The sequence below is a fragment of the Cupriavidus sp. FW216-B1 genome, from assembly GCF_058789195.1.
On record NZ_JBYTEL010000001.1, the window covers coordinates 139,252 to 152,637 of the forward strand.

Here is a 13,386-nt window from a genome sequence, read left to right on the forward strand (position 1 = left end):
TCCCCGGATGCCCGGCGCTACGGTTCCGGGGCGGGCGCCGGCGGGGATGCGTCGGCCCAGCGTTCGCGGATCTCCAGGATCGCCGGCAGGCATTGCTGGAACAGCGATGCCAGCTCGGGATCGAGGTGCGAGCCGCTGCTGCGCCGGATGTGCTCCACCGCGTCCCCGATCGGCCACGCCGCCTTGTACGGGCGCACGCTCGTGAGCGCGTCGAACACGTCGGCCAGCGCGACGATGCGCGCGACGTGGGGAATCTCCTCGCCCCTGAGGCCGCGCGGATAGCCGCTGCCGTCCCACTTCTCATGGTGATTCTCGGCGATGACGCGCGCCATGTGCAACAGGCCGCCCGCCTCGTGCGTGCCGATGATCCGGCCGCCGATCGTGGTGTGCTCGCGCATGACCTGCCATTCCTGCTCGGTAAGCTTACCCGGCTTTTGCAGGATGGTGTCGGGGATGCCGATCTTGCCGACGTCGTGCATGGCCGCCGCATGCAGCAGGTCGTCGGCCGCCGCCTGGCTGTAGCCGGCGGCGAGCGCGAGCGTGTGCGCGTAGTAGCTCATGCGGATGACGTGCCGCCCGGTCTCGTTGTCCTTGTACTCGGCCGCCACGCCCAGGCACTGGACGATCTGCAGCCGGGTCTCGCGCAGCGCATGGACCCGTATCAGCGACAGGTGGTTGCGCACGCGCGCCTTGACGATGGCGGGGCTGAACGGCTTGTTGATGTAGTCCACCGCGCCCAGGTCGAAGCCGCGCTGCTCGTCGGCCTCCCGGGAAAGGGCCGAGACGAAGATGACCGGGATGCAGGCGGTCGCCGGCGACTGCTTCAGCACCTGGCAGGCTTCGTAGCCCGAGATGCCCGGCATCATCACGTCCAGCAGGATCAGGTCGGGCTGCTCGGCGCGGGCCAGCGCGATGGCCTTTTCCCCGTCCCTGGCGAAGAACAGGCGGTAGTCGTCCTGGAGCGTGTGGCGCAGCAACTGCAGGTTGGTGGGTTCGTCGTCCACCAGCAGCAGGGTCTGGCGGGGGTCGGTGAGTTTTCTCATATGGTGCTGCCGGACGGGCGCCTGGCCAGGCTCTCCAGGATTCGCCGCGCGAGGGCCGCGGCCTGCGCGAAGTCGAAGGCGTCGATGGCGTCGTTCAGCGCCTCGCACCGGGTGTGTTCGCCGCGCCGGCGCAGCCACGCGTTCACGGCGCCGAGGGCCGGCGCGTTCAGCTCGCTGCGCTCCAGGCAGGCGAGCAGGTCCTCCATCTGCCGGCACGTTTCCTCGTCGTCCGCGTCGTCGCAGGGACCGGGGGCCGGCGCCACGGGCGCGGCCGCCGAGGGCGATGCGGAGGGTGGCGGGGAAGGTGCCAGGGAGGGCGCCGGCGCGAGCGCGCCGGACTGCCGCAATTCCTCCGCGGCGTCGGCCAGCATGTCGCGCAGCCGGGTCAGCTGCGGCCGGACCTCTTCCCGCGCGCCGCCCCGGATCTTGTCCTCGAGCGTGCTCGCCAGCTCGGTGACGCGCGGCAGGGCGAGGTTGCCGGCGGCGCCGCGGATGCCGTGCAGGCTGAACATGGCGGCGTCCCAGTCGATGTGCGGCGCATTCTCGTCGGGCAGCGGATGCCGCGCCGCCGCCTCGGCCAGGAACGTGCGCAGCGCCTGCGCCAGGCGCGCCTTGCCGCCCCACAGCGAAACGCCCAGCGTCCAGTCGATCAGGTGGCGGTGCTCGTCCGGCTTCTGCGGGTCCGGCCCGGCGTGTGGCGGCGTGGCGTCCAGGCCGAGGGCGCGCGCGATCTCCGCCAGCAGCTTGGGCGGGTCGAGCGGCTTCGCCGCGAAGCCGTTCATGCCCGCTTCGCGCGCGGCGCGCCGGTCGGAGTCCATCACGCTGGCGGTCAGCGCGATGACGGGGGTGGGCGCGGCGTTCGCGGCCTGCTCGCGCTGGCGGATCAGGCGGGTTGCCGACAGGCCGTCCATGCCGGGCATGTGCATGTCCATCAGCACGAGATCGAAGCGGCGCGACAGCGCCAGGCGGACCACTTCGTCGCCGTCGCCGGCCGCCGTGACCTTGTGGCCGCGCCCGGCCAGCATCAGCGTCAGCAGCTCCAGGTTCTGCGGCACGTCGTCGGCAATCAGGATGTCCAGCGGCGGCAGCGCGACGGCGCCGGCGTCCGCCGGCTGCGCGCCCGGCCTCGCGCCGTGGCGCAGCGGCAGCAGCACGTGGAACACGCTGCCCTCGCCGGGCACGCTGTCGGCGTAGATCGAGCCCGCCATCAGCTCCACCAGCTGCCGGGCGATGGTGGTGCCGAGTCCCGAGCCGCCGAAGCGGCGGCCGATGCTGGCATCGGCCTGGGAGAACGGATCGAAGATGGTCTGCAGTTGCTGGCTGCTCATGCCGATGCCGGTGTCCCTGACCCGGATGTGCACGAGGCCGTTCTCGGGCCGGAACTCGACCGTGACCGCGCCGCGCTCGGTGAACTTGATGGCGTTGCCGATCAGGTTGGTCAGCACCTGCTGGATGCGCAGCGGGTCGCCCTTGAAATACCGCTCCATGTCCTCCGGGTAGACCATCGTCAGCGCCAGGTTCTTGGCCTGGGCGCTCAGGCGCAGCGAGGCCAGGATGTGCTCGGTGACTTCCTTCAGAGAGAAGTCGATGGTTTCCAGTTCGAGCGCGCCTTTCTCCAGCCGGGTCGTGTCGAGGATATCGTTGAGCAGTCCCAGCAGGGAGCGGGACGATTGCCGGATGGTGGTCAGGTGGCTGCGCTGCAGCGGCGTCAGCTCGCCCTTGAGGAGCAATTCGGTGAAGCCGATGATGGCGTTCATCGGCGTGCGAATCTCGTGGCTCATGTTGGCGAGGAAGGTGCTCTTGGCCGAGGCCGCCTGCTCGGCCCGCTCGGCCGCCTCGCGCAGCGATTTCTCGAGATTGCGGCGCTCGGCGATGTTGGTCACGAAGCCGACGAACAGCGGCGCGCCGGGCAGCTCGACCCGTCCCACGGCGAGCCGGATGGGGATCAGGGTGCCGTCCTTGTGCAGGCCCTCGACCTCGCGGCCCGAGCCGATGATCCTGGGCACCCCGGACGTCAGGTAATTGTCCAGGTACTCGTCGTGGCGGGACTGGTCCGGCTCCGGCATCAGCATCTTGATGTTGCGGCCGATGACCTCGTGCGCCTGCCAGCCGAACAGGCGCTCGGCGGACTGGTTGAACGCCTGGATGATGCCGCGGCTGTCGATGGTGATGATGCCGTCCACGGCGGTCTCGACGATGGCGCGGATGCGCGATTCGCTCTCGCCCATCTTGCGGAACAGCAGCCGATAGCGGATCAGGCCGTTGGCGGCGAACACCAGGACGGTGACGGTGATCGTGAAGGTGGACAGGGCCAGCGACGCGAACGTGGTGTCGAGGATCATGCCCGTGGCGGGCGTGCCCGGCTGGCCGATGAAACGGGCCGCCGACATGCCCACGTAATGGGTGCCCGCGATGGCCAGCCCCATGACGCCGCCGCCGGCCAGGAGGCGCTGCAGCGCGCCGAGGCGCGACCGGTTGAGCCCGAAGCGGATCCAGATCGCCAGGATCGACAGCCCGGCCGCCAGCACGACGGACAGCGCGAAGCGGAGCGGGTCATAGCGCAGCAGCGGGCTCATCTGCATGGCCGCCATGCCGCTGTAGTGCATCGCGGCGATGCCCAGGCCGACCAGCGTGCCGGAGACGCATACCTGCCGCGCCGTGACCTCGGGCAGCGAGAGCTTGCGCAGCGCGACCCATGACGCGGCAAGCGCGGGCACGATGGACAGCAGGGTCAGCCCGGTGCCGTAGTGAACCGCGGTGCACAACTGGAACGACAGCATGCCGATGAAGTGCATGGTCCAGATGCCGCCGCCCAGCGAGATGGCGCCGGTGCCGATGGCGATGTGGCGATGCAGGGGGATTTCGGCGCCGCGGGCGATGTGGGCGATCTGCAGCGCCATGATGGACGAGAACGCCGCCACCAGCACCGACAGCACGACCAGCCCCGCGTCGTAGGTGCCGTGCAGGAACGGGATGTCCACGGACGGGTCGATAAAGATGTGCTTGAATCCTCCCATGTGCGGGAATCCTTTCCACTACGGTCGATGACGGGCTGAACGGGCCCGGCCGTCCATGTCGAGGCGAGTCGGGAACGGCCGGAATTCCGGTGATGCAAAAAAAAGCGGCGTCTTCCTCCGTGAAAAATATCAACGGCAGGCCGGGCGGATTCTTTAGCTTCGGGGCCGGTCGCGCTAATCCTGCGGCGCCGGCTGCGCCGTCATCGCCTTGGCGACGACCGCACGTACCTGATTCCGGCCGGAGGACTTGGCCTTGTACAACTGTTCGTCCGCGATCGAAACCAGTTTCTCCGGGCTGCCGCCGTCGATGGGCCGGCAGCTCGCGCATCCGATGCTGAGCGTCAGCCGTCCCGTTTCGCTGCCGCGATTTGAGATGTCGAGGGCCTCGACATTGCCGCGGATCGTTTCCGCCACGCGCGCGGCGCCGTCGTGCCCGGTGCCGGGCAGCACGACCGTGAACTCCTCGCCGCCGTACCGGGCCGCCACGTCCACCGATCGCCTCACAGACTCGGCAATGCATTTCGCCACGGTGGCGAGAATCTCGTCGCCCGCGGCATGCCCGTACGTGTCGTTGAACAGCTTGAAGCGGTCAATGTCGATGAACAGGATGGACATCTCGTTCTTGTCGCGCACCGCGCGGTCCCATTCGCCCTGAAGCCGCTCATCCAGCGTGCGCCGGTTGTCCAGCCTGGTGAGCGGATCGGTGGTGGCAAGACGCGTCAGCTCGGCCTCCGCGCGCAACTTGTCGCGCAGCGTGTAGGCAAGCAGCCACGCTCCGGCGATCAGCACCATGCCCCACAGGCCGGCGACACAGGCCGTCACGATGAATTGCCGGCGCCATCGCCCGGCCACATCCTCCATCGACGGGGCGACCACGGCAATGAGCGGCAAGTCCGGAACGTGCTGGTACGTATACAGGCGCTCGATCGCGCCTGTCCCGGTCGCGATCACCGAACCGCTGCCGCGCGCGGCCATCGGCCTGAACGCCGGCAAGCCGGCCACGCTGGTGCCGACTCTACTCTCCGAGAACGGCTTTGCGGCCAGCACCGTGCCGTCGTCGAGCAGGATCTCGACGATCCCCGGCGCCACCACGTTTATCCTGTCGAACAGCCGCTGGAAGAATTCGAGGCGTACCTCGAAGAAGGCAATGCCCGCAAACGATCCGTCCGGGCCGTTGATGCGGCGCGTCAGCGCGATGGCCAGCTTGCCGTCGTTGATCCGCGAGCGGAACGGATGCGAAACGACGAGACCTGCCGACGGGTTGTTCCGTTGCCTGAAGAAATAGTCGCGGTCGCTCAGCCGCAAGGCGGGGTCCGTTTCCTTGCCGTCCCATGAGGCGAGGATCCGGCCGGACGCGTCGACAATGAACTTGCCGTCGACATAGGCGCTGTCGGGCAGGCTGCGGAACAGCGCCCGGTCTTGCAGGCCGGTGGACAGTGGCCACGCCCGCAGCGCTTCCACGCTGCGGACCAGATCCTGGAGCTGAACGTCGTAGAACCGGAAATTGCGTTCGAGATCGAGCGCGATGATCGAATTCAGGTTCTCCGAGGTTTCGCGCGCGTGGTCGATGACCTCATGGCGGCTGACCGCCATCATCGCGAGCGGCACGATCATCACCACGATGGCGGCCAGCGTTCCCGCCATGCCCACCGCATACGGGTGGTTGCCGATCATCCGGGCCGCGCCGGCCATCGCCCGCGACAGCCGATGGCGCCGTGGCGATGCGGCAGGCGGGGCGGGAGCGTCCTTGACGGGAGCGTCCATGATCGGCCTCCGTGAAGCATGTCGAAAAACGTCGTTATGTCCGGGCCGGCGAATGCCCGCCGGCTTGCCTGACGCAAAGACCGCCGCCGGCTGGCGCGCGTCGGGGCATGCCGCGGGTTGCGGGCAAGCCACTGCCGGAAGAGGGTCGTTCGATAACGTCCGGGGCACAAAGGCAACCAGCCAGCACTGTACCCGGTTGCCGTGGCGCCGTGTACGGCGGCGCGGCGGCCTGGGGCGCCGGAAGTCCCGCGCGGATTCGCGTCAGGCGCCGATGTCAGGCGTCGACCTCAGGCGCCGACATCGCGCCCGGCGAATGCGCGTTCACAGTTTTTCACAATTGCCTTCTAAGGGTTTCCACTTAGCCCTCCGTTAACTTGATAACGGAAGGGGACTTGTTCGTCAGGGCATCCCCTTTACCTTCTGGCCACTAAGAATACGCATGAACAGCGGCATTGCCTTTATCACTCCCCCGGCCCGCGCCGCGCTGCCGCGCGCCTGCGGCCCTCAGGCGCGCGTCCCGAGCCTGGCGCTGCGCGACATGGCGCGGCAGGCCGACGCCATCATGTACTTCACGCTGGTCTGTTCCGTCGTGGTGGCATGGCTGATCGGGCTGTACTACGCGCAGACGGGGCTGGCCCTGACTGGCGGCGGCTTGTCCCTGCTGGTGGGCAGCGCCGCGTTCTTCCAGGCGCGCGGCACGGCGCTGTCCCGCGGCCTGCTTACCATCTGCAATGTCGTTCTCGTGGCGCTGCATATCCAGCTTGCCCACGGGACCACCGAATTCCATTTCGGGGTATTCGTGCTGCTCGGGCTGCTCCTGGTCTACCGCGACGTGGGCGTGCTGCTGCTCGCGGCGGGGCTGTTCGCGGTGCATCATCTCGCGTTCGACCGGCTCCAGGCGCTGAACTTCATGGTGTTCTGCACCGAGAGCGCGAATCTGCCGCGCACGTTGCTGCATGCGGCCTATGTCGTCATGCAGACCGCCGTCGAGATGTTTCTCGCCCGGCGGCTGCGCGTCGCGGCCCTGGAGGCGGCGGAACTGTCGGCAATCGTCGGCCAGGTGGATCGCGGCGGCAGGATCTGCCTCGACGTCGGGCACATCCCGGTCACCGCGCCGATCGCGACCGTGCTCAAGTCCACCATTGCGAAGATGGAAATCGCCATGCGGGACGTCAGCGCCAGTGCCTCGGGCGTCGAACGGGCGGCAATGGAGATCGCCAGCGGCAACGCCGACCTGAGCCGGAGAACCGAAGTCCAGGCCGGCAGCCTGCAGGAAACCGCCGCCTCGATGGAAACGCTCGCGCGCATCGTGAAGCAGAACGCCGAACATGCCCAGGACGCGAGCCGGCTCGCCGACGCGGCTTCGACCGTGGCGCGCGAAGGCGGCGCCGTGGTCGCCCAGGTCGTCGATACCATGCAGGGGATCGCGCAGAGCGCGAAGGAGGTGGTCGACATCATCGGCGTCATCGAAGGGATCGCGTTCCAGACCAACATTCTCGCGTTGAACGCGGCGGTGGAGGCGGCGCGCGCCGGCGAGCACGGCCGCGGTTTCGCCGTCGTGGCGTCGGAAGTGCGCGGCCTCGCGCAACGCTCGGCCACGGCCGCCCGCGACATCAAGCATCTGATCGAGAGTTCCACCAGCCGCGTGGACAGCGGCACCGTGCTGGTCGATCAGGCTGGCACGACCATGCGGGAGGTGGTGGAGAGCGTCGGGCGCGTGACGCGCATCGTGGGGGACATCACCGGCGCCAGCCGTGAGCAGGCCACGGGCATTGCGCAGGTGCACGAGACCATCGTCCAGATGGACGAGATGACGCAGCACAATGCCGCGCTGGTCGAGCAGGCGGCTTCGGCCGCGGCGTCGCTGCACGAATCGGCGGAGGTCCTGCGCCAGGTCGTGAGCGCTTTCGGCAGTGGTGCCGGAGGGATGCGGGAATAGCGTGCGGAAGCCGGCCATGCGCCGCGCCGCCGCCATCCACCAGTTTCCCGCGACTTTCCGCGACCGGCCGGTCGGACGTCCGCTCAATGATGCGGGAAACGCCGCCGGCCGGCCGTTCCGCGGCACCCCCGGGCATGCCGGGGGTGCACGGCGCGGCGGCCTAGGCCCGCAGCGCGCCGAGCTCGGCCGCGCGCGCGTGGCGTGCGGCGGCGCCGTCCTGGCGGCCCGGCGTCAGCGCGTCGTACAGCGCGCTGGCAATCTCCTCGGCGCGCGCCGGCAGCACCGAGAGCAGCGTGTCGCTCAGGCCGTGGCTGCTCTGGCAGAAGCCTTGCAGGTAGACCGGCACCGCCAGCTCGGGCGCGGCCTGCACGCGATAGCTGCGGTCCACGGTGAAATCGCCCAGGTAGGGCGCCAGCGGCGCCAGCAGGCGGCGGTGGTTCTCGCGCTCGTAGCCGGTGGCCAGCACCACCGCGTCGTAGCGGCGCGTCTCGGTGGCTTCGCTGCCGGCGGGCGCGGTGTCGGCGATGGTCAGCTCGATGCCGGCCGGCGCCGCGTGGGCGGCCACCACCGTCTTGCAGGTCAGCAGGTTGACGCGGAACTGGCCGCTGACCTTCTGCCGGTACAGCAGCGCGTAGATGCGCTCGATCAGGTCGGCATCGATCACCGAGTAGTTGGTGTTCAGGTATGCCTGGATCAGCCGGTCGCGCCCGGCCTGGGCCTGCTCGTAGACCACGTCGGTATAGGCCGGCGCGAAGATCTCGTTGACGAACGGGCTGTCGTCGGCCGGCTTGAGCGCGGCGCCGCGCACGATCAGGTCGGCCTTCACGCCGGGGTAGCTGTCGTGCAGGTCGATGAAGGCCTCGGCCGCGCTCTGGCCGGCGCCGATCACGGCGATGCGCATGGGCTTGCCGCTGGCGCACGGCTGGCGGCCGATCCAGTCGAGGTAGCCGGAATGGTGGCACAGCCGCGCGTCGCCCCGCAGGCCGGCGAAGACCTCGGGAATGCGCGGCGTGCCGCCGGTGGACAGCACGATGGCGCGCGCGTCGCGCGCGCGCTCGCGGCCCGCGGCGTCGGTGGAGACCACGCGCACGCGCGTGATGGCGTCGCCGTGGCGCTCGGGCTCGATGCGGGCCACTTCTTCGCCGTAGCTGCACTGCTCGGCGAAGTGGCCGGCGGCCCAGCGCAGGTAGTCGTCGTACTCCAGCCGGCTCGGGTAGAACGTGCGCAGGTTGATGAAGTCCACCAGCCGCCCGTGGCGGTGCAGGTAGTTGACGAAGCTGTACGGGCTGGTGGGATTGCGCATCGACACCAGGTCCTTGAGGAAGGAGATCTGCATCTCGCTCTGCGCCACCAGCGTGTTGCCGTGCCAGTGGTAGGTGCGCTGCTTTTCCAGGAAATGGGCGTCGAGCGGGCGGCCCGCGCCGGCCTGTTCCTGCAGGGCGATGGCCAGCGCCAGGTTGGACGGCCCGAAGCCGATGCCGACCAGGTCGTGGACGGCGGTGGATGCGTCGCGTAGCGTCATGAGTTCGGTCCTTGATGGATGGGTCACGGAAAGCGCAGCGTGGCGGCGCGGATCAGGCGCCGGGCGTGCTGGCACTGGCGGGGGCGGGGTTGGCGGCGGGCAGCAGCAGGTGCTCGCCGAAGAAACGTTCGCGCAGCAGCATCACCAGCATGGCGCGCTTGTGCGGGAAATCGAATTCCTTGATCTTGGAGAAGCCGGCCTTGTCGAGGTTGGCGATCTGGCGCGCGTGGTCGGCGCGCGGCTCGCCGACGATGCGCTGGGTGCGCGCGTCGTCCAGGAACTGGTAGTGCTGGATGGCGGGGAACCACGCCGTCAGGAACGACTTGCCGCGGAACGCCGGCTCGCCGATCAGCACGTGCCAGCCGCGGTCGTGGTCCTGCGCGTCGTAGAACGGCGCGATGCGGTTCTCCCTGGCCCAGTACACCTCGAAGTAGCCGAACGGCTGGTCGTCGAACGCGGCGATCAGCGGCAGCATGTGCGGGTCGTCGAGCAGCCCCTGCAGGTAGGCGCGGTGCCTGGCCTCGTCGCCTTCCTCCTGCCAGAAGTAGGCCACGTCGGGATCGTTCATCCAGCGGTGCAGCAGCGGCAGGTCCTGTTCCAGCGTGGCCGCGCGCAGCGTCAGCGTCCGGCCCAGCCACGGGATGTGGCGCGCGTAGACCACGCCGCCCGGCTTGGGCGGGCGCAGCGGATGGCGGCGGCTGGCGGTGAGCGCGTAGCGCAGCGGGTAGGCGCCGGGCGTGGGCGCCATCCACAGTTCGGGCAACTGCCACAGCATCTCGGCCAGCGCCACCGTGCCGCGCGCGGCGTCCCGCACCAGCGCGCCGCGCTCAAGCAGCGCGCGCTCGCAGCCGCGCGCTTCCAGCTGCACGGGCAGCGCGCGCGGCGCGCCGTGGGCGAAGCAGGCATCCAGCGCGGCCAGCGTGGCGCGCGCCAGCGCGTCATCGTCCAGCGCGCTTTCGCGCAGGCGCAGCGTGCCGCCGTCGAAGGCGAAGCTGGCCAGCGTGGCGCCATCGCGCGACACGGTGAGCCGCGCGCCGTCGAAGCGGTTCTCGCAGCCGCCGTCCGGCTGCGCGGCGAAGGAGCGGAAGCGCGCGAAGGGTTTGACGGCGTCGGGCGTGGCGTCGGGTGTAATAGCGGGCGTTGCGGCGGAAGTCGGGGTCGACATGGCGAATCCTGGCGATGCGATTGAATGCGGTGCGATGCGGTCGGGGCCGGCGCGCGGCGGCGGCATGCCGCGCGCGCCTTCCCTACCGAGACGAGGCGCGCGCGCGCGAATTTAGTCCGGCCAGTCCGGCGGCCGGCGCGGTCAGGCCGCCCGCGCCACGGCGTCCGGCTCCGCGCCGGCCAGCCCGAACGCCTGCGCCAGCGCCCGCGCGATGTCGTCGTGCGCGTCTTCGGCCTCGCCGACGATATTGCCCATGCGCAGGAACTCGTGGACCATGCCCGGGTATTCGCGCAGCGTCACCGCCACGCCGGCCTCGGCCAGCTTGCGCGCATAGGCGCGGCCTTCGTCCAGCAGCGGATCGCACTCGGGCAGCACCAGCAGCGCCGGCGCCACGCCGCGGTGGTCGGGCGCCAGCAGCGGCGCGAAGCGCCAGTCGAGGCGGTCGCGCTCGTCGCGCAGGTACTGGCGGTAGAACCAGTCGATGGTCTCGCTGTCGAGCAGGTAGCCGTGGCCATAGCGCTGGTGCGAGGGCGTGTCCTGGCGCCCGCCCAGGCCCGGGTAGCACAGCACTTGCAGGCACGGCTGCGGCAGCGCCGGGTCGTCGCGCGCGGCCAGCGCCAGCATGGCGCCCAGGGTGCCGCCGGCGCTGTCGCCGCCGATGGCGATGCGCGCGGTGTCCAGCCCGAGCGCCGCGCCGTGCGCGCCGAGCCAGGCCAGCGCGTCCACCGCGTCGTCGGCGGCGCACGGGAAGCGGTGCTCGGGCGCCAGCCGGTAGGCCACCGACAGCACCGCGCACGGCGTGCGCGCGGCCAGCGAGCGGCACAGCGAATCGTGCGAGTCCAGGCTGCCCACGGTGAAGCCGCCGCTGTGGAAATGCAGCAGCACCGGCAGCGGCGGCCCCGCGTGCGTCGCGCGCGGCGCGAACAGCCGCGCGCCGATGTGGCCGCCGTCGCGCGTGGGCAGCGTCAGCGCTTCCACGCGCGCCAGCGGCACTGGCGGCAGGTCGAGCGCGCCGGACGCGTCGTCGAATTCGCGGCGCGCCCGGGCCGGCGTCAGGTGATGGATGGCGGGGCGCTTGCCGCTGGCGGTGGCGCTTTCCACCATGTCGAGCAGCGCTTCGAGGTCGGGATGCAGTGGCATGGGAAATCGGGTCCGTGGAATGGTGGAGCGGCGGCGCGGGCGCTCAGGCGGCCGGCGCCGCCAGGGCGTCGTGCCGATGCGCCGGCTGCGCCGGCGGGGCGGCCTGCGGCGCGGGCGTGCCGCCGTCGCGCGCGATCTGGCCGTTCTCGATCTTGATCACGCGGTCGGCCACGCCGAAGTAGCGGTCGTCGTGCGAGATCACCAGCACCGCCTTGCCCTGCGCGCGCAGCTCGGGCAGCACCTCGCGGTAGAAGATCTCCTTGAACAGCGGGTCCTGGTCGGCCGCCCATTCGTCGAGCACCAGCACCGGGCGCCGCTCCAGGCAGGCCACGATCAGCGCCAGCCGCTTGCGCTGGCCCTGCGACAGCGCCTGCGTGGTGAAGCGCCCGGCGCGCACGCTGACCTTGTGGCCGAGCTGGAAGCGCTCGATCAGGCGGTTGGCCAGCGCCTCGTCGCGCGGGTCGTGCGCCAGCAGGGTCTCGAACAGGTGGAAATCGGAGAACACCGCGGAGAACAGCGCGCGGTAGTCCGCCAGGTGGGCCGGGGCGACCGCCGCGCCGTTGTGGCGCGCCTCGCCGGCCAGCGCCGGGTAGAGCCCGGCCAGCAGCTTGGCCAGCGTGGTCTTGCCGCTGCCGTTGCCGCCCACCAGGAACACGATCTCGCCGGCGCGCAGCTCCAGGTCGAGCGGGCCCAGCGCGAAGAAGCTGTTCTCGGCCTCGTGGAAATAGCGGTGGCTGGCGCCGGCCAGCGCCACCGAGACGAACGGCGCCGCGGGCAGCGCGCGCGCGGGCGCTTCCGGCTCGGCGTCGGCGCCCAGCGCCTCGATGCGCGCGTAGGCCAGGCGCCCCATGCTCAGTGCCGGCAGCGCGTTGAGCAGCGACTCCAGCGGCGACATGATGTACAGGAACATGATGGTGAAGCCGGTCATCACCGCCGGCGCCAGCGGCGTGGCGCGCGGCATGAACAGCACGCCGCCGATCACCGCGAAGAACAGGAAGCTGCCGAAGCCCAGCGCCACGAAGAAGATCGACAGCCCGCGCGTGCGCGCGCCGCGCACCGCCTCCAGCGAGGCTTCCAGCCCGTCGCGCAGGAAGCTGTGCTGCTTGTCCTGGTTGAGCTTGAGCTCGCGCGCGCCCGCCACCAGCGCCTTGAACTGGCCATGCAGCGCGTCCTGCGCGGCGCTGGCCTGCTTCAGGTGCACCAGCGCGCGGCGGTGGTTGCGGTGGTAGAACCACGAGCCCGCCAGGATGATGGCGCAGGCCACGGCGAAGGTCTGCCACGACAGCCACGCCAGGTAGGCCAGGCAGCCCAGCACCACCATCGCGTTGGTCAGCACCACCGGGATCACCGACAGGCCGTTGGCCACGTGAGTGCTGTCGTCGGCCAGCGCGGCCTGCACGCGCGCGTTGCCGGTCTGCTCGATATGCGCGTAGGGCGCGCCGATGAAGCGCGCGCAGATCTGCGCGCGGATGCGCGCCAGCGCGCTCTGGCTGATCTGCACGAACAGCGTGGAGGCCAGCGTGCGGCACGCCAGCACGGCCAGCGCCAGCGCCGCGAACGGCAGCGCCAGCCGCGCGGCCTCGGCGCCCTGCGTGGCCAGCACGCGGTTGATGACCGCGATCATGCCCACCGAGCACAGGCCGGCGGCCAGGCTGGCTGCGGCGGCCAGGACGATGGTGAGGCGCAGCTTGCGCGGCAGGGAGGAGAGAAGCGTCATGGGGTCGCGGAGGTGGCGGAAGGTGGCGGGCACTGCTGGATAGACGTGCGGCGCGCGGCGAAAGTTAGCGGCGGCCGCG

8 protein-coding genes are annotated in these 13,386 nt (G+C 70.5%); 1 reads left to right on the plus strand and 7 read right to left on the minus strand.

Going from position 1 to position 13,386, the window contains the following annotated elements:
- Positions 1–17 precede the first annotated feature (17 nt).
- The 3 genes from AC3WXD_RS00605 to AC3WXD_RS00615 all read right to left on the minus strand — a co-directional run bounded on the left by AC3WXD_RS00605 (position 18) and on the right by AC3WXD_RS00615 (position 5,824).
- The gene (locus AC3WXD_RS00605; RefSeq protein WP_492322785.1) at positions 18–1,043 is read right to left on the minus strand and encodes a response regulator; all 1,026 of its coding nucleotides are present in this window, start codon (positions 1,041–1,043) and stop codon (positions 18–20) included.
- Positions 1,040–4,060: an MHYT domain-containing protein gene (locus AC3WXD_RS00610; protein ID WP_492322786.1), complete on the minus strand. Its 3,021-nt coding sequence runs from the start codon at positions 4,058–4,060 to the stop codon at positions 1,040–1,042. Before AC3WXD_RS00610 ends, AC3WXD_RS00605 begins: the two co-directional genes overlap by 4 nt.
- A 174-nt stretch (positions 4,061–4,234) precedes the next feature.
- Positions 4,235–5,824, minus strand: a complete 1,590-nt coding sequence (locus AC3WXD_RS00615; protein WP_492322787.1) for a GGDEF domain-containing protein — start codon at positions 5,822–5,824, stop codon at positions 4,235–4,237.
- A gap of 439 nt (positions 5,825–6,263) precedes the next feature.
- Between AC3WXD_RS00615 and AC3WXD_RS00620 the strand changes: the two genes are divergently transcribed.
- Positions 6,264–7,763, plus strand: a complete 1,500-nt coding sequence (locus tag AC3WXD_RS00620) for a methyl-accepting chemotaxis protein (protein WP_492322788.1) — start codon at positions 6,264–6,266, stop codon at positions 7,761–7,763.
- Positions 7,764–7,923: 160 nt separating this feature from the next.
- On the opposite strand, the gene AC3WXD_RS00625 is transcribed toward AC3WXD_RS00620, so the two are convergent.
- The 4 genes from AC3WXD_RS00625 to AC3WXD_RS00640 form a co-directional block, all read right to left on the minus strand.
- A complete protein-coding gene (locus AC3WXD_RS00625) occupies positions 7,924–9,285 on the minus strand; it encodes a lysine N(6)-hydroxylase/L-ornithine N(5)-oxygenase family protein (protein WP_454732989.1) in 1,362 nt (453 codons plus the stop codon).
- A gap of 52 nt (positions 9,286–9,337) precedes the next feature.
- A complete protein-coding gene (locus AC3WXD_RS00630) occupies positions 9,338–10,450 on the minus strand; it encodes a GNAT family N-acetyltransferase (protein ID WP_492322789.1) in 1,113 nt (370 codons plus the stop codon).
- Positions 10,451–10,591: 141 nt separating this feature from the next.
- The gene (locus AC3WXD_RS00635) at positions 10,592–11,590 is read right to left on the minus strand and encodes an alpha/beta hydrolase (RefSeq protein WP_454732991.1); all 999 of its coding nucleotides are present in this window, start codon (positions 11,588–11,590) and stop codon (positions 10,592–10,594) included.
- Between the two features lie 43 nt (positions 11,591–11,633).
- Positions 11,634–13,307 carry a cyclic peptide export ABC transporter gene (locus tag AC3WXD_RS00640; RefSeq protein ID WP_492322790.1) on the minus strand — a complete coding sequence of 558 codons (1,674 nt, stop codon included), beginning with the start codon at positions 13,305–13,307 and terminating at the stop codon, positions 11,634–11,636.
- Positions 13,308–13,386 lie beyond the last annotated feature (79 nt).

Bases quoted from the DNA above. Each gene is read 5' to 3' on its own strand.
- AC3WXD_RS00605 (WP_492322785.1), bottom strand. From the start codon at position 1,043: ATGAGAAAACTCACCGACCCCCGCCAGACCCTGCTGCTGGTGGACGAC.
- AC3WXD_RS00610 (WP_492322786.1), bottom strand. From the start codon at position 4,060: ATGGGAGGATTCAAGCACATCTTTATCGACCCGTCCGTGGACATCCCG.
- AC3WXD_RS00615 (WP_492322787.1), bottom strand. From the start codon at position 5,824: ATGGACGCTCCCGTCAAGGACGCTCCCGCCCCGCCTGCCGCATCGCCA.
- AC3WXD_RS00620 (WP_492322788.1), top strand. From the start codon at position 6,264: ATGAACAGCGGCATTGCCTTTATCACTCCCCCGGCCCGCGCCGCGCTG.
- AC3WXD_RS00625 (WP_454732989.1), bottom strand. From the start codon at position 9,285: ATGACGCTACGCGACGCATCCACCGCCGTCCACGACCTGGTCGGCATC.
- AC3WXD_RS00630 (WP_492322789.1), bottom strand. From the start codon at position 10,450: ATGTCGACCCCGACTTCCGCCGCAACGCCCGCTATTACACCCGACGCC.
- AC3WXD_RS00635 (WP_454732991.1), bottom strand. From the start codon at position 11,590: ATGCCACTGCATCCCGACCTCGAAGCGCTGCTCGACATGGTGGAAAGC.
- AC3WXD_RS00640 (WP_492322790.1), bottom strand. From the start codon at position 13,307: ATGACGCTTCTCTCCTCCCTGCCGCGCAAGCTGCGCCTCACCATCGTC.